Origin of the sequence: Streptomyces sp. TRM70350, from assembly GCF_019219825.1 — a bacterium.
Lineage (GTDB): Bacteria > Actinomycetota > Actinomycetes > Streptomycetales > Streptomycetaceae > Streptomyces.
Genome location: NZ_JAHUXH010000039.1, coordinates 36436 through 55147, shown reverse-complemented (window position 1 = coordinate 55147; position 18712 = coordinate 36436). Strand labels below are relative to the sequence as shown.

The window sequence follows — 18712 nt, the reverse complement described above, 5'->3', positions numbered from 1 at the left end:
GCTGACCGCAGCGGCCTGTGCGACGGCCCGGACACCGCCGTGCCCCAGCACCCGGGCTTCCACGGCCATCAACAGCCGTCGCTGCCGCTCATCCAGATGCGGGAGCAACACCGCGAACTTCACGGCGAGTTGGTCACGAGTCTCATCCGGGATGCGCATACCAAACCAACGAGCCTCAGGACGGGAGGCAACACCTTGATTCCCTGCAAGCCCTTAGCCAAATCTGGGATGGTCAGTAGGCGAACAGATTCCATAGGATGCCGCCGACAAATCCGCCAAAGAGGATCAAAGCTGACAGGGAAGCACTTGCTCGCAACGCTCGTCGCATGGTGTCGATGGCGTCCGCTTCGGTAACTTCTACATCGATCAAGGAGTGTCGAAAGCGGAAGAAAACTTCACCGTCAACCAATACCGAGTATGTCAGCTGGCTCTGGCGGCCGATTCGCCCAGGCCCGATGTGCAGCTCCGCCCCAGTGATTGTTGCTGGCGGCGCCTGGGCGGTCGTCGGTGTCGACTCGGCGTCGAGGAGGTCCAATATCGGAGTGCCTAGATCTACCCGCAGAGGAAGTCCCTGATCGAAGGCAGAGCTGGTGATATCTCGACGGCTGGGGTTGCGTACGTAGATGCTCACAAGCCGTGGCTCCCGCAGCACCGTTCCATCGCGTCTGATCTCCAGCGTCGATCCGAGAAGGGGATGCGCTCTCAGGAGTCGAGTTGCAGACATAGAGATGTGCATGCTGCGCTTGGGATGCGCTGCGCGAAGTGTGGCCCAAACGGCGCCAGCTCCGGTAGCGACTGCCACGACTACGGCAGCAGCAGTCCAAAACGTCCCTGAGGTGTAGAAGGCATCTGCAGCGGCAGGCATGCGCGCCATCCAAGCACTGGCCTTCGTCGTTTCGAGGCTGATTAGCAGAAGCTCTCGACCCTTCGGCTGAGGTCCACACGCTGCTCACACGCGACCAGTGCCAGGCAACGAGAAAGAGCGGGAGCCAGTGAGACTGGTTCCCGCTCTCTTCTATCGGCATCCGCCCTGGTCAGCGGGTGATTCCTACTGATCCTCGGCGAGTGCCCCCGGCAGGATTCGAACCTGCGCACACGGCTCCGGAGGCCGTTGCTCTATCCCCTGAGCTACGGGGGCGCGTCGGTCGCGGTGGTGTTTCTCGCGGCGACGGGTAGAACACTACCAGCTCCCTCGGGGTGTTCATGAACGGGTTTGCTGGGGGCCGCCTGGAGGTCAGGGAGGGTGCGGGTCGCCCGCAGGGGGTGGAAGTGGGGAAAACCCGGACGCGGTGGCCGGTCCGGACCTACTCTCGAAGTTGTGCCAGGCGCGTCGGGCCGGGTGCTTGTTGTGGACGACAACAAGGTCATCCGGCAGTTGATCAGGGTCAACCTCGAACTGGAGGGCTTCGAGGTCGTGACCGCGGCCGATGGTGCCGAGTGTCTGGATGTCGTTCATCAGGTGCGGCCCGACGTCGTCACGCTCGACGTCGTGATGCCGCGGTTGGACGGACTGCGGACCGCCGCCCGGCTGCGGGCGGATCCCCGGACCCGGCATCTGCCCCTCGCCATCGTCAGCGCCTGTACGCAGTACGAGGTCGAGAGCGGCCTCGACGTCGGCGTCGACGCCTTCCTCGCCAAGCCGTTCGAGCCCGCGGAACTGGTGCAGCTGGTGCGGCAGTTGGTCGAGCGGGCGGCGGAGAGGCGACCCGAGGACGGTGACGCCGGGCTGGGTGAGTTGTTCGGGGCCGCCGAAGCCGAGCGGGCGGGGCGTGCGGGTGGTTGAGCGGCGGACGGACGGACGGGCGGTCGGTCGGCGGCGTCGGCCGGGGTGGCTGGCTGCAGCCGGTGGCCTACAGGCGGTGCCGGTAGGGCCTATAGCTTCTGCCGGTAGCTGCCCATAGCCAGTGCCGGTCGTGACCTACCTCTGCGTCGTCCATATCCCGGACCAGCGCCCAAACCGGCTCGCATACCCACCCCCCTCCTCCCATACGCTTGTCCCGTGACCCCCGCCGAGCTCTCCCGCACCGTGCTGCACGCCGTGCGTCGCGCTGTCGACGAGGGGGAGCTGAGCGTGACTGTGCCTGCGCGAGCCGTGGTCACGCCGCCCGGGCCCGGCGGTTGGGGTGACTACGCCACCAACATCGCCCTCCAGCTCGCCCGCCCCGCCGGTCGGCCGCCCTTGCGGGTCGCCGAGGTGCTGCGGCCGTATCTCGTGAGGGCGGCGGGTGTCCTCGGCGTCGAGATCACCGGGCCCGGCTTCCTGAACATCGCCCTGGAAAGCGCCGCCTCCGTCGAGGTCGTCCGCCGCATCCGCCGTGACGGGCCCCGCTACGGGCACAGCGACGCCCTCGCCGGGCAGGTCGTGCACCTGCACGCCCCCCACGAGGTGCGCGCCCTCGTCGTCCTGAACGCCGCCGCCCGCCTCCTGCGCTCCCAGGGCGCCCTCGTCCGCACCAGCTGCGACGCCCGGCCCGAGCCGGAGTGGGAGGCCGTGCTCGGAGTCCACGTCGATGCCTACGGCAACACCGTCAACACCATGAACACCGGCGGCAACAGCGTCACCATCCGGCCCACCGCCACCCCCACCACCCCCCTCCCCCTCTCCCGAGACGCCGCCCGCTGGGCCCTCCTCCACCCCGCGCCGCACGACCGCCCCCGCATCACCCCCGACCACCTGGTCCAGCGCGAGAGCAACCCCCTCTTCCGCGTCCGTTACGCCCACGCCCGCACCCGTGCCCTCACCCGCAACGCCGCCGACCTCGGCTTCACCGCCGACCCCGGCGGCATCGACGTACCGCACACCGCCGACCCCGGCGCCATCGACGTACCGCACACGAGCGAGCCGCCCTGCCACCCCCACCTGATCCCCACCCTCGCCGACCACCCCCGCATCCTCACCGCCGCCGCCACCCACCACGCCCCCGACCGACTCGCCCGGCACCTCGTCCGCGTCGCCGATGCCGTGCTGCCCCTGTTGCCCACCGTGCTGCCGTGTGGCGCGGAGAAACCCTCGGCCGCCCACCGCGCCCGGCTCGCGCTCGCCGAAGCCGCCGGGACGGTGCTGGCCGGCGGCCTGTCCCTGCTCGGCATCGACGCACCCGAACACCTCTGAGAGAGCCCAAAGAGAAATGAGCCGTTCCGCACACCCCGCCGGGCCCCGTCACGCCGATGTCCTCCCCGAGGGGCACTACAGCGCCCCGCCCGCCGACCTCAACGCCCTCGACGGCAAGGTGTGGGCGCAGACCGTCACCCGTGACGCCCACGGTGTCGTCACGGTCGGCGGCCTCCCCGTGACGCGCCTCGCCGAGGAGTTCGGCACCCCCGCCTACATCCTCGACGAGACCGACTTCCGCGCCCGCGCCCGCGCCTGGCGTACCGCCTTCGGGCAGGACGCCGACGTCTTCTACGCGGGGAAGGCCTTCCTGTCGCGGGCCGTCGTGCGGTGGCTGCACGAGGAGGGGCTGAACCTGGACGTGTGTTCCGGGGGTGAGCTGGCCACCGCGCTCTCCGCCGGGATGCCCGCCGACCGCATCGCCTTCCACGGCAACAACAAGTCCAAGGACGAGATCCGGCGGGCCATGGAGGCCGGTGTGGGGCGGATCGTGCTCGACTCCTTCCAGGAGATCGTCCGCGTCGCCCATGTCGCGCAGGAACTCGGCAGGCGGCAGCGGGTGCAGATCCGTGTCACCGTGGGCGTCGAGGCGCACACGCACGAGTTCATCGCCACCGCCCACGAGGACCAGAAGTTCGGCATCCCGCTCGCCGGGGGGCAGGCCGCCGAGGCCGTACGACGGGCCCTGCAGCTCGACGGGATCGAGCTCATCGGGATTCACAGCCACATCGGGTCGCAGATCTTCGACATGTCCGGCTTCGAGGTCGCCGCACACCGGGTCGTCGGGCTGCTCAAGGACATCCGGGACGAGCACGGGGTCGAGCTGCCCGAGATCGATCTGGGGGGCGGGCTCGGGATCGCGTACACGAGTGACGACGACCCGCGTGAGCCGCACGAGATCGCCAAGGCGCTGACCGAGATCGTCACCCGTGAGTGCGAGGCCGCCAAGCTGCGCACCCCGCGCATCTCCGTCGAGCCGGGGCGGGCCGTCGTCGGGCCCACCGCCTTCACGCTCTACGAGGTCGGCACCATCAAGCCCCTCGACGGGCTGCGGACGTACGTCTCGGTCGACGGCGGGATGTCGGACAATATCCGTACCGCGCTGTACGACGCCGAGTACAGCGTCGCGCTGGTCTCCCGCAGCTCCGACGCCGAGCCGATGCTGGCCCGTGTCGTCGGCAAGCACTGCGAGAGCGGCGACATCGTGGTGAAGGACGCGTTCCTGCCCGCCGACCTGGCACCGGGCGACCTGATCGCCGTACCCGCCACGGGTGCCTACTGCCGGTCCATGGCCAGCAACTACAACCACGTCACCCGCCCGCCGGTCGTCGCCGTGCGGGACGGCGAGGCACGCGTGATCGTGCGCCGGGAGACGGAGGAGGACCTCCTGCGTCTCGACGTCGGGTGACAGCACCCGCGGGCGGCACGCGCGCCCAGCCGCGGAAGCGGAAGATCTCCTTCTTCCGCCCCCGCAGAAATGAAATAAACGTCTCACGATCCGGACGAGGGACAGAAACGCCCGTCCGGTGAGTGAGACTGGTCCAACCGTAGAAGGTAAGAGAAACGAGGTCGGATGATGCGTACGCGTCCGCTGAAGGTGGCGCTGCTGGGCTGTGGAGTGGTCGGCTCAGAGGTGGCGCGCATCATGACGACGCACGCCGACGACCTCGCCGCCCGCATCGGCGCCCCGGTGGAGCTCGCGGGCGTCGCCGTGCGCCGGCCCGACAAGGTGCGCGAGGGGATCCCGCAGGAACTCGTCACCACCGACGCCACCGCCCTCGTCAAACGCGGCGACATCGACGTCGCGGTGGAGGTCATCGGCGGCATCGAGCCCGCTCGTACGCTCATCACCACCGCCTTCGAGCACGGGGCGTCCGTCGTCTCCGCCAACAAGGCCCTCCTCGCCCAGGACGGTGCCGCCCTGCACGCCGCCGCCGAGGAGCACGGCCGCGACCTCTACTACGAGGCCGCCGTCGCCGGTGCCATCCCGCTGATCCGCCCGCTGCGCGAGTCCCTGGCCGGCGACAAGGTCAACCGGGTGCTCGGGATCGTCAACGGCACCACCAACTTCATCCTCGACAAGATGGACTCCACGGGGGCCGGGTACCAGGAGGCCCTCGACGAGGCCACCGCCCTGGGGTACGCCGAGGCCGACCCGACCGCCGACGTCGAGGGCTTCGACGCCGCCGCCAAGGCCGCGATCCTCGCCGGAATCGCCTTCCACACGCGCGTGCGCCTGGACGACGTCTACCGCGAGGGCATGACCGAGGTGACGACGGCCGACTTCGCCTCCGCCAAGGAGATGGGCTGCACCATCAAGCTGCTCGCCATCTGTGAGCGTTCGACGGACGGAGCCTCCGTCACCGCGCGCGTGCACCCGGCGATGATTCCGCTGACCCACCCGCTCGCCTCCGTGCGCGGCGCCTACAACGCCGTGTTCGTGGAGTCGGACGCGGCCGGACAGCTGATGTTCTACGGCCCCGGCGCCGGTGGCTCCCCGACCGCCTCCGCCGTCCTCGGCGACCTGGTCGCCGTCTGCCGCAACCGGCTCAGCAACGCCACCGGCCCCGGCGAGTCCGCGTACGCCGCGCTGCCCGTCTCGCCCATGGGCGAGGTCGTCACGCGCTACCACATCAGCCTCGACGTCGCCGACAAACCGGGCGTTCTCGCCCAGGTGGCCACCGTGTTCGCCGAGCACGGGGTGTCCATCGATACGGTGCGGCAGCAAGGACGACAGGACGGCGTCGGCGAGGCCTCCCTCGTCGTCGTCACCCACCGCGCGTCCGACGCCTCCCTCACCGGGACCGTCGAGGCGCTGCGCAAGCTCGACACCGTGCGGGGTGTCGCCAGCATCATGCGGGTTGAAGGAGAGTAACCAGCAATGACCCACCAGTGGCGCGGAATCATCGAGGAGTACCGGGACCGGCTGCCCGTCTCCGACACCACGCCGGTCGTGACGCTCCGCGAGGGCGGCACGCCCCTCGTGCCCGCGCAGGTGCTCTCCGAGCGCACGGGCTGCGAGGTCCACCTCAAGGTGGAGGGCGCCAACCCGACCGGGTCCTTCAAGGACCGCGGCATGACCATGGCCATCTCCAGGGCCAAGGAGGAGGGCGCGAAGGCCGTCATCTGCGCCTCCACGGGCAACACGTCCGCCTCCGCCGCCGCGTACGGCGTGCGCGCCGGGATGGTCTCCGCCGTGCTCGTGCCGCAGGGCAAGATCGCGCTCGGCAAGATGGGCCAGGCCCTGGTGCACGGCGCGAAGATCCTCCAGGTCGACGGCAACTTCGACGACTGCCTCACGCTCGCCCGCGCGCTCAGCGACAACTACCCCGTCGCGCTGGTCAATTCGGTCAATCCGGTACGTATCGAGGGTCAGAAGACCGCCGCGTTCGAGATCGTCGACATGCTCGGCGACGCCCCCGACATCCATGTCCTGCCGGTGGGCAACGCGGGCAACATCACGGCGTACTGGAAGGGGTACAAGGAGTACGCCGCCGACGGCGTGGCCGCCAGGACGCCCCGCATGTGGGGCTTCCAGGCCTCCGGCGCCGCGCCCATCGTGCGCGGCGAGGTCGTCAAGGACCCCTCGACCATCGCCACCGCGATCCGGATCGGCAACCCCGCCTCCTGGCAGCACGCGCTCACCGCGCGGGACGAGTCCGGCGGTCTCATCGACGAGGTGACGGACCGTGAAATCCTGCGGGCCTACCGTCTGTTGGCCGCGCAGGAGGGCGTCTTCGTGGAGCCCGCCTCCGCCGCCTCGGTGGCCGGTCTGCTGAAGGCCGCCGAACTCGGCAAGGTCGACCCGGGGCAGCGCATCGTGTGCACGGTCACCGGAAACGGCCTCAAGGACCCCGACTGGGCCGTCGCCGGCGCACCGCAGCCGGTCACCGTGCCGGTGGACGCGGCCACCGCCGCCGAGCGCCTCGGACTGGTCTGACGTACCGCTTGACCCGGGGTATCCCCTGGAAGGGGGGCACAGGGGGCTTGCGACACGCATCGTGCGCCTCCTGTGCGCCCTATGTCGCCACAGAACCTTCCTTCGATAGGCTGTACTGAACCCGCCTCCCGCATATGCCTCGCATAGGCAGGGCGCCGCGCCGTCGTCGTGGTCTCCGGAGTGCATCCCCGGAGTGATCGGACAACGGCCCGAAGGGTTCGTCGTACGTCATCGAATGTCTTCGACAGTCACGCAGCTCAAGGAGAGTCATCGAGCGATGGCCGGTCCAGCGTTCCGCGCCGCCGCCGTACGGGTGCGCGTCCCCGCCACCAGCGCCAACCTCGGCCCGGGCTTCGACGCCCTCGGCCTCGCGCTGGGCCTCTACGACGACGTGGTCGTCCGGGTGGCCGACTCCGGGCTGCACATCGACATCGCGGGTGAGGGCAGCGAGACGCTGCCGCGTGACGAAAGCCACTTGCTCGTCCGCTCTCTCCGCACCGCCTTCGATTCCCTGGGCGGACAGCCCCGCGGCCTGGAAATCGTCTGTGCGAACCGCATTCCGCACGGCCGTGGCCTGGGCTCCTCCTCGGCCGCCATCTGCGCCGGAATCGTCGCCGCCCGGGCCGTGACCATAGGCGGCGAGGCCCGGCTGGACGACAGGGCCCTGCTGGAGCTGGCCACCGAGATCGAGGGGCACCCGGACAACGTCGCGGCCTGTCTGCTCGGCGGTTTCACGCTCTCCTGGATGGAGGCCGGCGCCGCTCGGGCGATCAGGATGGACCCCGCCGATTCCATCGTTCCGGTGGTTTTCGTGCCCGGGAAGCCGGTCCTGACGGAGACCGCGCGCGGACTGCTCCCGCGCACCGTGCCGCACGTCGACGCCGCCGCCAACGCGGGCCGCGCCGCACTGCTCGTCGAGGCCCTGACCAGGCGCCCCGAGCTGCTGCTGCCCGCCACCGAGGACCGGCTGCACCAGGAGTACCGCGCGCCCGCCATGCCCGAGAGCGCGGCCCTGGTGGAGCGGCTGCGGGCCGACGGCATCCCCGCGGTCATCTCCGGCGCCGGACCCACCGTGCTGGCCCTGGCGGACGAGGGCACGGCCGACAAGGTGGAACAGCTGGCCGGCCCGGGCTGGGCGGCGAACCGGCTGGCCCTGGACGTGCCGGGAGCGAGCGTGCTGCCGCTCGCGACCAGCGGCGCCGAAGGGACGGGCGCTGATTAAAAGCACGCGATTGCCGGATATCGAGAGGGGGAATGTTTGTTGGATCCGGTAGTGTTAACCTCAAGTCTGCACCCGACCCCACCATGGCGAGGTGCCTCGTGTCCCAGTCCGGGACAGACATTCTTCCGGGAGCCCCCCAAGCCGCACTGTGTTTCGTACCTCGTACGCGGGCAGTACGTCGTACGTCGACACTGAGCGGTCCGACGGGCACGCTCCGGAACCGGTGCGACCACGCCACGTGACACTGGGTGCCACGGCTCAAGGAAGCGCCATCACCAGATATTCCTCCGCCGCTTTGGCGGACCACCGCCCCGGCACGGTTCAGTCAGCAAGGACCGAAGCCGGACAGCACAACCGGTCGCCGAGCCAGACAGGCCGACGTCCGCTCCAGGGAAGGACCCTTCGTGAGCGACACCACCGATCTGATGGGCGCACGTGTCGAGGAGACCGCTGCCGCGCCCGCCACGGACGCCTCCGCGCCTGCCACCGGTGCCGGCTCCCGGCGGCGCCGCGGTACCGGCCTTGAGGGCATGGTGCTGGCCGAGCTGCAGCAGGTCGCATCCGGCCTCGGCATCAGGGGCACCGCGCGCATGCGCAAGAGCCAGCTGATCGAGGTCATCAAGGAGGCGCAGGCGGGAGGGGGAGCCCCGGCGAAGACCGCCGAGGCCGCCACCGAGACCAAGCCGAAGCGCCGCGCCACCTCCAAGGCGCGCACCGGCGAGGAGGCCCCCGCCGAGAAGGCCGAGAAGAAGGCCGAGGCGCCCGCCGAGAAGGCCGTGGCCCAGCAGCAGATCGAGATCCCCGGCCAGCCGGCGGGGGGCCCCTCCCGCGATGGCGGTACCTCCCGCGCCAGCGCAGCCGAGCGTGGCGGAGAAGCCGAGCGTGGGGGAGAGGACGCCCCCGCGGAGCGGCGCCGTCGCCGGGCCACCGCCGAGGCGGGCAGCCCCGAGACCGTCGCTGCCGAGGCCAAGAGCGAGCCGAAGGCCGAGACGCCCGCGCAGCAGCCGCAGGGCGAGGCCAAGGGCGACGCCGGTGAGGGCGGCGAGGGCCGCCGTCGCGACCGCCGCGAGCGCGGCCGGGACCGCGACCGCCGGGGCAAGGGCGACGACCAGCAGCAGAACCAGGGCCAGGGCCAGCAGCGTCAGCAGCAGGGCGGCGGCCAGGGCCAGAACGACGACGACTTCGAGGGCGGCCGGCGCGGCCGTCGCGGCCGCTACCGGGACCGCCGGGGCCGCCGCGGCCGTGACGAGATGGGAGCCGAGCCGCAGATCGCCGAGGACGACGTCCTGATCCCGGTCGCGGGCATCCTGGACATCCTCGACAACTACGCCTTCATCCGCACCTCGGGCTACCTGCCCGGGCCGAACGACGTGTACGTCTCCCTCGCCCAGGTCCGCAAGAACGGCCTGCGCAAGGGCGACCACATCACCGGCGCGGTCCGTCAGCCCAAGGAGGGCGAGCGGCGCGAGAAGTTCAACGCCCTCGTCCGGCTGGACTCCGTCAACGGCATGGCGCCCGAACACGGCCGCGGCCGCCCGGAGTTCAACAAGCTGACGCCGCTCTACCCGCAGGACCGCCTCCGCCTGGAGACGGACCCCGGCGTCCTCACCACCCGCATCATCGACCTGGTCTCGCCGATCGGTAAGGGCCAGCGTGGTCTGATCGTGGCCCCGCCGAAGACCGGCAAGACCATGATCATGCAGGCGATCGCCAACGCGATCACGCACAACAACCCCGAGTGCCACCTGATGGTCGTCCTCGTCGACGAGCGTCCGGAAGAGGTCACCGACATGCAGCGGTCGGTCAAGGGGGAGGTCATCTCCTCGACCTTCGACCGCCCGGCCGAGGACCACACCACGGTCGCCGAGCTGGCCATCGAGCGCGCCAAGCGCCTGGTGGAGCTGGGGCACGACGTGGTCGTGCTGCTGGACTCGATCACGCGTCTGGGCCGCGCCTACAACCTCGCGGCGCCCGCCTCCGGCCGCATCCTGTCCGGTGGTGTCGACTCCACGGCCCTCTACCCGCCGAAGCGCTTCTTCGGTGCGGCCCGCAACATCGAGGACGGCGGCTCGCTGACCATCCTCGCCACCGCCCTGGTGGACACCGGGTCCCGCATGGACGAGGTGATCTTCGAGGAGTTCAAGGGCACCGGCAACATGGAGCTCAAGCTCGACCGGAAGCTCGCCGACAAGCGCATCTTCCCGGCCGTCGACGTCGACGCGTCCGGTACGCGCAAGGAGGAGATCCTGCTCGGCGCCGAGGAGCTGAACATCGTCTGGAAGCTGCGCCGGGTCCTGCACGCGCTCGACCAGCAGCAGGCGATCGAGCTGCTGCTCGACAAGATGAAGCAGACGAAGTCGAACGTCGAGTTCCTGATGCAGATCCAGAAGACGACGCCGACCCCGGGCAACGGCGACTGAGCCCGCTCGCACCGGCCTCCTGAAGGGCCGCATCCGTCACCTCGGTGACGGATGCGGCCCTTCACGGTCTTCTGTGCAACCCTGCCCCGAGTTTCCCCGTCTGACCGGACAGAGCGACGATGGTGTGGTGCCTGCCCATTCCTGATCGCAGGGGGTCACTGATCCGACGAGAGCTGAGGAGCACATGCCCGCCGACAGCACGCCGGAGCCCGGCATACCGGGTGAGCCCGGCACGAAGGGCCCGCGCCGCCGGGCCAAGGGCCGCCGCCGCAAGCCCCCGGCCAAGGGCCGCAGAGGGCTGCTGATCACGGCCTGGACCGCGGCGGGCATCGTCGTCCTGGGCGGCACCGGCGTCGGGTACGTGTACTTCAAGCTCAACGGCAACCTCAAGAGCGTCGACATCGACCACACCCTGGGCGCCGACCGCCCCGTCAAGGTCGACAACGGCTCGGAGAACATCCTGGTCCTCGGCTCGGACAGCCGCTCCGGCAGCAACCAGGAGCTCGGCGGCGGCGCCGACGACGGCAGCGCCCGTTCGGACACGGCGATGATCGTGCACGTCTACGAGGGCCGGAAGAAGGCCGGCGTGGTGTCCATCCCGCGTGACACCCTGATCGACCGCCCCGAGTGCACGGACCCCGACGGCACCACGCACGACGCGGCCTCCGGCGTGATGTTCAACTCCGCGTACACCACCGGTGGCGCCGCGTGCGCCGTGAAGACCGTGGAGTCGCTCACCGGCATCCGGATGGACCACTACCTGGAGGTCGACTTCAGCGGCTTCCAGAAGCTCATCGACGAGCTGGGCGGCGTCGAGGTCACCACCACCGAGGACATCAACGACCCCGACAGCCACCTCGACCTCAAGGCCGGCACCCACCAGCTCACCGGCGAGCAGGCCCTCGGCCTGGTCCGCACCCGGCACGGCGTGGGCGACGGCTCCGACCTCGGCCGCATCCAGCTCCAGCAGGCCTTCGTCAAGGCACTGGTCGAGCAGGTCAGGGACATCGGCCTCTTCACCGACCCGAAGAAGCTCTACGACCTCGCGGACACCGCCACCAACGCGGTCACGACCGACTCCTCCCTCGACTCGGTCGACGCCCTGATGTCCTTCGCGAGCGGCCTCAAGGGCATCAGCGCGTCAAAGATGACCATGATCACGACGCCGGTCCAGTACGACCCCGCCGACCCCAACCGAGTCCTCCTGGACCAGGCGAAGGCCCAGCAGGTGTGGGATGCCTTGAAGAACGACAGGCCGATCCCCAAGTCGGCCACAGAAGGCACGGCAACAGGCGAAGCCAAGGGCGTGATCAGGCCCTGAAAGGGGCGCGGGGCTGCATCGGTGTGCGGCTCCGCCGCGTGGGCGCGGGAAACCCACGACGGCCCGCAGGGAACAAACAACAGCAACCCCCGGTTTTGGGGGATGGCCCCAGTCCTGGCAGACTGGTACGTCGGCTCCGGTTCACGCCTTCCGCACCCCGCGGCAGGCGACCCGGCGCCCTCCCGAAACCTAGGAGACACCTTGAAGCGCGACATCCACCCCGCGTACGTCGAGACGCAGGTCAGCTGCACCTGCGGCGCGTCGTTCACCACCCGCAGCACGATCGAGTCCGGCACCATCCGGGCCGAGGTCTGCTCCGAGTGCCACCCGTTCTACACGGGCAAGCAGAAGATCCTCGACACCGGTGGCCGTGTGGCCCGCTTCGAGGCCCGCTTCGGCAAGGCTGCCGGCTCCAAGAAGTAGCGAGCCCCATTTCGCCGGTCCACGGCCGCGCCCTCACGTGGCGTGCCGGGACCGGCGTTTTTGGTCGCCCGCCCACTTCACCCCCGTACCAGCAACAGGAGCCAGAAGATGTTCGAGGCCGTCGAGGAGCTCGTCGCCGAGCACGCCGACCTGGAGAAGAAGCTCGCCGACCCGTCGGTCCACGCCGACCAGGCGAACGCGCGCAAGCTGAACAAGCGCTACGCCGAGCTGACCCCGATCGTCGCCACGTACCGCTCCTGGAAGCAGTCCGGCGACGACATCGAGACGGCCCGCGAACTGGGCGCCGACGACCCGGAGTTCGCCGCCGAGGTCAAGGAACTGGAGCAGCAGCGCGAGGAGCTGACGGAGAAGCTCCGTCTGCTGCTGGTCCCGCGCGACCCCAGCGACGACAAGGACGTGATCCTGGAGATCAAGGCGGGCGCGGGCGGCGACGAGTCGGCGCTGTTCGCCGGTGACCTGCTGCGCATGTATCTGCGCTACGCCGAGCGGGTCGGCTGGAAGACCGAGATCATCGACGCCACCGAGTCCGAGCTGGGCGGCTACAAGGACGTCCAGGTCGCGGTGAAGGCGCGCGGGCAGATCGAGCCCGGGCAGGGCGTCTGGGCCCGCCTGAAGTACGAGGGCGGCGTGCACCGGGTGCAGCGCGTACCCGCCACCGAGTCCCAGGGCCGGATCCACACCTCCGCGGCCGGTGTCCTCGTCACCCCCGAGGCCGAGGAGGTCGACGTCGAGATCAACCCGAACGACCTGCGCATCGACGTCTACCGGTCCTCCGGGCCCGGCGGCCAGTCCGTGAACACCACCGACTCCGCCGTGCGCATCACGCACATCCCGACCGGGGTCGTCGCCTCCTGCCAGAACGAGAAGAGCCAGCTGCAGAACAAGGAGCAGGCACTGCGTATCCTGCGCTCCAGGCTGCTCGCCATGGCGCAGGAGGAGGCGGAGAAGGAGGCCGCCGACGCCCGCCGCAGCCAGGTCCGTACCGTCGACCGCTCCGAGAAGATCCGTACGTACAACTTCCCGGAGAACCGCATCTCGGACCACCGCGTCGGCTTCAAGGCGTACAACCTGGACCAGGTCCTGGACGGCGACCTCGACGCGGTGATCCAGGCCTGCGTCGACGCGGACTCGGCCGCCAAGCTCGCAGCCGCGTAAGGCACTTACGAGTACGACGGAGGACGAGCGTGCAGCCATCTTTTGGGGGGCGGCCCCCGAGCCCCCGCAGTCTGCTGCTCGCGGAGGTGGCCCAGGCCACCCAGCGGCTGGCCGACGCCGGCGTGCCCTCGCCGCGCACCGACGCGGAGGAGCTCGCCGCGTTCGTGCACGGCGTGAAGCGGGGCGAGTTGCACTCCGTGAAGGACTCCGACTTCGACGCCCGCTACTGGGAGGTCGTCGCGCGCCGTGAGCAGCGCGAGCCGCTCCAGCACATCACCGGCCGGGCCTTCTTCCGGTACCTGGAACTCCAGGTCGGGCCGGGCGTGTTCGTGCCGCGCCCGGAGACGGAGTCCGTGGTCGGCTGGGCCATAGACGCCGTGCGCGCCATGGACGTGGTCGAGCCGCTGATCGTCGACCTGTGCACCGGCTCCGGCGCCATCGCGCTCGCCCTCGCCCAGGAGGTGCCGCGCTCCCGCGTGCACGCCGTGGAGCTGTCCGAGGAAGCGCTGCGGTGGACCCGTAAGAACGTCGAGGGGTCACGGGTGGAGCTGCGCCAGGGGGACGCCCTGACCGCGTTCCCCGACCTCGACGGGCAGGTCGACCTGGTGATCTCCAACCCGCCGTACATCCCGCTCACCGAGTGGGAGTACGTCGCTCCCGAGGCCCGGGACTACGACCCCGAGATGGCGCTGTTCTCCGGCGAGGACGGCCTCGACCTCATCCGGGGCCTGGAACGCACCGCGCACCGGCTGCTGCGCCCCGGGGGCGTCGTCGTCATCGAGCACGCCGACACCCAGGGCGGCCAGGTGCCGTGGATCTTCACCGAGGAGCGGGGCTGGGCAGACGCGGCCGACCACCCCGACCTCAACAACCGCCCGCGCTTCGCCACCGCCCGTAAGGCGTTGCCGTGAGCACCCACCACACTTCGCACCAGCAGTACGTGTACGAGGAGGACCGCTGAAATGGCACGGCGATACGACACCAACGACGCCACCGACCGCGTGACCGGTCTGCGCGAGGCCGCGTCCGCCGTCCGCCGCGGCGAGCTGGTGGTCCTCCCCACCGACACCGTCTACGGCATCGGCGCCGACGCGTTCTCCGCGGAGGCCGTCTCCGACCTGCTTCAGGCCAAGGGGCGGGGCCGCAACATGCCCACGCCCGTCCTCATCGGCTCCCCGAACACCCTGCACGGCCTCGTCACCGACTTCTCCGAGCTGGCCTGGGAGCTGGTCGACGCGTTCTGGCCGGGCGCGCTGACGCTGGTCGCCAAGCACCAGCCGTCCCTGCAGTGGGACCTGGGCGACACCCGCGGCACGGTTGCCGTGCGCATGCCACTGCACCCGGTCGCCATCGAGCTGCTCACCGAGGTCGGCCCCATGGCCGTGTCGTCGGCGAACCTCACCGGGCACCCGGCGCCGGAGGACTGCGACGCCGCCCAGCAGATGCTCGGCGACTCCGTCTCCGTCTACCTCGACGGCGGCCCGACCCCCGGCAACGTGCCGTCCTCCATCGTCGACGTCACCGGCCCGGTGCCCGTCCTGCTGCGTGAGGGCGCCCTCTCGCCGGACGAGCTGCGCAAGGTCGTACCCGACCTTGAGGTGGCCAATTGACAGCCCCTGACGCGGGGCGTGGCATAGGCAACCGGGAAAGCGCGGCGGAGATCACGACGACCTTCGTGGGGCTGCCGCGCGACAGCTTCCGCATCCTCCACGTCAGCACCGGAAACGTGTGCCGCTCGCCCATCACGGAGCGGCTGACCCGGCATTTCGTGTCGCAGCGGCTCGGGGTCCTGGGCGGCGGGCTGATCGTGGAGAGCGCCGGGACCTGGGGCCACGAGGGCGCGCCGATGGAGGCCAACGCCGAGACGGTGCTGGCCGACTACGGCGCGGACGCCTCCGGCTTCGTGGGCCGGGAGCTGCTGGACGAGCATGTGATCCGTGCCGACCTGGTGCTCACCGCCACCCGTGACCACCGCGCCCAGGTGATCTCGATGGGGCACTCGGCGGGGCTGCGCACCTTCACGCTGAAGGAGTTCACCCGGCTGGTGAAGGCCATCGACCCGGCGACCCTGCCTCCGCTGGAGGACGGCGTGGTGGCCCGGGCCCGGGCGCTGGTGCGGGCCGCCGCCGCGCTGCGGGGCTGGCTGCTGGCGCCCACCGCCGAGGCCGACGAGGTGTACGACCCGTACGGGGCGCCGCTGACGTTCTTCCGGTCGGTCGGCGACGAGATACATCAGGCGCTCGACCCCGTCGTGACGGCGCTGACGGGGGTCGCGGCGCGGACGTGAGTCCCGGCCGCCGTACGACAGCGGGCGCCCGCGACCACCCCGGCCTACATTGGACCTACGTCTCCACGCAACGCCCGGAGTCCACGATGCCGGTCACCCATGCCCAAGAGGCCGAACTCCTGCGGCGGCAGGATCCCGCGCTCGCCGAGATCCTGCTCGGGGAGCTGGACCGGCAGTCGACCACGCTCCAGCTGATCGCCGCCGAGAACTTCACCTCGCCGGCCGTGCTGGCCGCTCTCGGCTCGCCGCTCGCCAACAAGTACGCGGAGGGCTACCCGGGGTCCCGCTACCACGGCGGCTGCGAGATCGTCGACGTCGCCGAGCGGCTCGCCGTACAGCGCGCCAGGACGCTGTTCGGCGCCGAGCACGCCAACGTCCAGTCCCACTCGGGCAGTTCGGCCGTCCTCGCCGCCTACGCCGCCCTGCTGCGCCCCGGCGACACGGTCCTCGCCCTCGGCCTGCCGTACGGCGGCCACCTCACCCACGGCTCGCCCGCCAACTTCTCCGGCCGCTGGTTCGACTTCGTGAGCTACGGCGTCGACGAGGAGACCGGCCTCATCGCCTACGACCAGGTCCGCACCCTGGCCCACACCCACCGCCCCAAGGCGATCGTGTGCGGCTCGATCGCCTACCCACGGCACATCGACTACGCCGCCTTCCGCGAGGTCGCCGACGAGGTGGGCGCCTACCTCATCGCCGACGCGGCCCACCCCATCGGACTCGTCGCCGGGAAAGCGGCGCCGAATCCGGTGCCGTACGCCGATGTCGTGTGCGCCACCACCCACAAGGTGCTGCGCGGACCGCGCGGCGGCATGCTCCTGTGCGGCGCCGAACTCGCCGAACGCGTCGACCGGGCCGTCTTCCCCTTCACCCAGGGCGGCGCCCAGATGCACACCATCGCCGCCAAGGCCGTCGCCTTCGGCGAGGCGGCGACACCGGCCTTCGAGGCGTACGCCCATCAAGTGGTCGCCAACGCCCGCTTCCTGGCCACCGCGCTGGCCGCCGAGGGGCTCGCCGTCACCACCGGCGGCACGGACACCCACCTCATCACCGCCGACCCGGGCCCGCTCGGCGTCGACGGCCGCACCGCCCGCGGCCGGCTCGCCGCCGCCGGGATGATCCTCGACTGCTGCGCCCTGCCGCACGGCGACGCCCGCGGCCTGCGCCTGGGCACCGCGGCCGTCACCACCCAGGGGATGGGGGAGGGCGAGATGGCCAGGATCGCCAAGCTGCTCGCGGAGGTGCTGCGGGACCAGGCCGACAGCAGGCAGGTGCGGGAGGAAGTACGGGACCTGGCCGGTGGATTCCCGCCGTATCCGCCGCCGTATCAGCCGTGAGTGGGGGTAACCGGGAATCCGTACACAGCCACACGTGCAACCATCGTCGCTACCCGGAAGTCCCCAACCATATGCGTCCCTCGCTAGGGTGTGGGGCTGAGATGGCCAGCGAGACCTGTGGGGAAGCCCGTGCGTGAATACCTGCTGACGCTCTGCATCACGGCCGCGGTGACGTACCTGCTGACAGGGCCGGTGCGGAAGTTCGCGATCGTGGCCGGAGCGATGCCGGAGATCCGGGCGCGTGATGTGCACCGGGAACCCACTCCACGGCTCGGCGGGATCGCGATGTTCTTCGGCCTGTGCGCGGGCCTGCTGGTCGCCGACCATCTCACCAACCTCAGCGAGGTCTTCGAGAAGTCCAACGAGCCCCGGGCGCTGCTGTCCGGGGCCGCGCTGATCTGGCTGATCGGCGTTCTGGACGACAAGTTCGAGATCGACGCCCTGATCAAGCTCGGCGGCCAGATGATCGCCGCCGGTGTGATGGTGATGCAGGGTCTGACGATCCTGTGGCTGCCGGTGCCGGGCGTCGGCACGGTCGCGCTGACCCAGTGGCAGGGCACGCTGCTCACCGTCGCCCTGGTCGTCATCACCATCAACGCCGTCAACTTCGTCGACGGGCTGGACGGGCTGGCGGCGGGGATGGTGTGCATCGCGTCGGCCGCGTTCTTCATGTACGCCTACCGGATCTGGTACTCGTACGGCATCGAGGCCGCGGCCCCGGCCACCCTCTTCGCGGCGGTGCTGATGGGCATGTGCGTGGGCTTCCTGCCGCACAACATGCACCCGGCGCGCATCTTCATGGGTGACTCCGGCTCCATGCTGATCGGCCTGGTGCTGGCGGCGGGCGCGATCTCGGTGACCGGGCAGGTCGACCCGGACGTGATGAAGCTGTTCTCCGGCTCCGAGCGCAACGCGGTGCACCAGATGGTGCCGGTCTACATCCCGCTGCTGATGCCGCTCACCATCATCGCGATCCCGGCGGCGGACCTGATCCTCGCGATCGTGCGCCGCACCTGGCGCGGCCAGTCGCCGTTCGCCGCCGACCGTGGGCATCTGCACCACCGGCTGCTGGAGATCGGCCACTCGCACAGCCGGGCCGTGCTGATCATGTACTTCTGGTCGGCGCTGATCGCCTTCGGCGCGCTGGGCTACTCGGTGAACTCGGCGTCCATGTGGATCGTGCTGAGCGTGGCGCTGCTCAGCGCCATCGGCCTGGTCCTGCTGTTGCTGCCCCGCTTCACGCCGCGCGCCCCGCTGTGGGCCGAGCACTTCGTGCCGCCGCGCTACCGCCGGCGCAAGGTCGTCCTGCCGCCCGCGTCCGAGGAGGTCCCGGCCGAGGCTCCGGCCGAGGAGGACGAGCGCACCCCGGTCGCCGTCGGGGTCTCCGGAGCCAACGGGGCGACCGCCGTCGGCGCCCGCTCGCGCTTCACAAGGTAAGAATCTGACTAAAGCATTGCCAAGCCGTGGGGGAACG

General features: G+C 70.5%; 15 protein-coding genes, 1 tRNA gene and 1 pseudogene. 15 read left to right on the top strand and 2 right to left on the bottom strand.

Annotation, left to right across the window (positions count from 1 at the left end):
- Positions 1-232: 232 nt before the first annotated feature.
- Positions 233-631, bottom strand: coding sequence for a hypothetical protein (locus tag KWI83_RS34140; protein WP_218518263.1), 399 nt, complete (start codon positions 629-631; stop codon positions 233-235).
- A 435-nt stretch (positions 632-1066) separates the two neighbouring features.
- Positions 1067-1138, bottom strand: a tRNA-Arg gene (locus KWI83_RS34135).
- A 65-nt stretch (positions 1139-1203) separates the two neighbouring features.
- Between KWI83_RS34135 and KWI83_RS34130 the strand changes: the two are divergent.
- From KWI83_RS34130 to KWI83_RS34060, 15 genes and pseudogenes are all read left to right on the top strand, one after another.
- A pseudogene (locus tag KWI83_RS34130) lies at positions 1204-1783 on the top strand (response regulator).
- A gap of 216 nt (positions 1784-1999) precedes the next feature.
- Positions 2000-3112: an ArgS-related anticodon-binding protein NrtL gene (gene nrtL, locus KWI83_RS34125; protein ID WP_218518262.1), complete on the top strand. Its 1113-nt coding sequence runs from the start codon at positions 2000-2002 to the stop codon at positions 3110-3112.
- Positions 3113-3128: 16 nt separating this feature from the next.
- A complete protein-coding gene (gene lysA / locus KWI83_RS34120) occupies positions 3129-4520 on the top strand; it encodes a diaminopimelate decarboxylase (RefSeq protein WP_218518261.1) in 1392 nt (463 codons plus the stop codon).
- A gap of 168 nt (positions 4521-4688) precedes the next feature.
- Positions 4689-5987 (top strand): homoserine dehydrogenase, encoded by a 1299-nt coding sequence (locus tag KWI83_RS34115; protein ID WP_218518266.1) that lies wholly within the window; start codon positions 4689-4691, stop codon positions 5985-5987.
- 6 nt (positions 5988-5993) lie between these two features.
- Positions 5994-7052, top strand: coding sequence for a threonine synthase (gene thrC, locus KWI83_RS34110; protein WP_218518260.1), 1059 nt, complete (start codon positions 5994-5996; stop codon positions 7050-7052).
- Between the two features lie 277 nt (positions 7053-7329).
- Entirely contained in the window at positions 7330-8274 is a 945-nt protein-coding gene (gene thrB, locus KWI83_RS34105; RefSeq protein WP_218518259.1) for a homoserine kinase, read from the top strand.
- 404 nt (positions 8275-8678) lie between these two features.
- A complete protein-coding gene (gene rho, locus KWI83_RS34100) occupies positions 8679-10694 on the top strand; it encodes a transcription termination factor Rho (protein ID WP_218518258.1) in 2016 nt (671 codons plus the stop codon).
- A 184-nt stretch (positions 10695-10878) separates the two neighbouring features.
- Positions 10879-12015 carry an LCP family protein gene (locus KWI83_RS34095; protein ID WP_218518257.1) on the top strand — a complete coding sequence of 379 codons (1137 nt, stop codon included), beginning with the start codon at positions 10879-10881 and terminating at the stop codon, positions 12013-12015.
- Between the two features lie 201 nt (positions 12016-12216).
- Complete coding sequence (rpmE, locus tag KWI83_RS34090; protein WP_030740744.1) at positions 12217-12438, top strand: 50S ribosomal protein L31; 222 nt, start codon at positions 12217-12219, stop codon at positions 12436-12438.
- Positions 12439-12546: 108 nt separating this feature from the next.
- Positions 12547-13614 (top strand): peptide chain release factor 1, encoded by a 1068-nt coding sequence (gene prfA, locus KWI83_RS34085; protein WP_218518256.1) that lies wholly within the window; start codon positions 12547-12549, stop codon positions 13612-13614.
- A 71-nt stretch (positions 13615-13685) separates the two neighbouring features.
- Entirely contained in the window at positions 13686-14525 is an 840-nt protein-coding gene (gene prmC, locus KWI83_RS34080) for a peptide chain release factor N(5)-glutamine methyltransferase (protein WP_218518265.1), read from the top strand.
- 51 nt (positions 14526-14576) lie between these two features.
- Positions 14577-15224, top strand: coding sequence for an L-threonylcarbamoyladenylate synthase (locus KWI83_RS34075; protein ID WP_196459305.1), 648 nt, complete (start codon positions 14577-14579; stop codon positions 15222-15224).
- Complete coding sequence (locus KWI83_RS34070) at positions 15221-15901, top strand: protein-tyrosine-phosphatase (protein WP_218518255.1); 681 nt, start codon at positions 15221-15223, stop codon at positions 15899-15901. Before KWI83_RS34075 ends, KWI83_RS34070 begins: the two co-directional genes overlap by 4 nt.
- Before the next feature lie 86 nt (positions 15902-15987).
- A complete protein-coding gene (gene glyA, locus KWI83_RS34065) occupies positions 15988-17238 on the top strand; it encodes a serine hydroxymethyltransferase (protein WP_218518254.1) in 1251 nt (416 codons plus the stop codon).
- Between the two features lie 129 nt (positions 17239-17367).
- On the top strand, positions 17368-18675 hold the full coding sequence (locus KWI83_RS34060) for an MraY family glycosyltransferase (protein WP_218518253.1): 1308 nt from the start codon (positions 17368-17370) through the stop codon (positions 18673-18675).
- Positions 18676-18712: the final 37 nt, after the last annotated feature.

Excerpts from the sequence above, each read along its gene's own strand:
- lysA (WP_218518261.1), top strand. The coding sequence starts at position 3,129 with ATGAGCCGTTCCGCACACCCCGCCGGGCCCCGTCACGCCGATGTCCTC.
- KWI83_RS34115 (WP_218518266.1), top strand. The coding sequence starts at position 4,689 with ATGCGTACGCGTCCGCTGAAGGTGGCGCTGCTGGGCTGTGGAGTGGTC.
- thrC (WP_218518260.1), top strand. The coding sequence starts at position 5,994 with ATGACCCACCAGTGGCGCGGAATCATCGAGGAGTACCGGGACCGGCTG.
- thrB (WP_218518259.1), top strand. The coding sequence starts at position 7,330 with ATGGCCGGTCCAGCGTTCCGCGCCGCCGCCGTACGGGTGCGCGTCCCC.
- KWI83_RS34095 (WP_218518257.1), top strand. The coding sequence starts at position 10,879 with ATGCCCGCCGACAGCACGCCGGAGCCCGGCATACCGGGTGAGCCCGGC.
- prfA (WP_218518256.1), top strand. The coding sequence starts at position 12,547 with ATGTTCGAGGCCGTCGAGGAGCTCGTCGCCGAGCACGCCGACCTGGAG.
- KWI83_RS34075 (WP_196459305.1), top strand. The coding sequence starts at position 14,577 with ATGGCACGGCGATACGACACCAACGACGCCACCGACCGCGTGACCGGT.
- glyA (WP_218518254.1), top strand. The coding sequence starts at position 15,988 with ATGCCGGTCACCCATGCCCAAGAGGCCGAACTCCTGCGGCGGCAGGAT.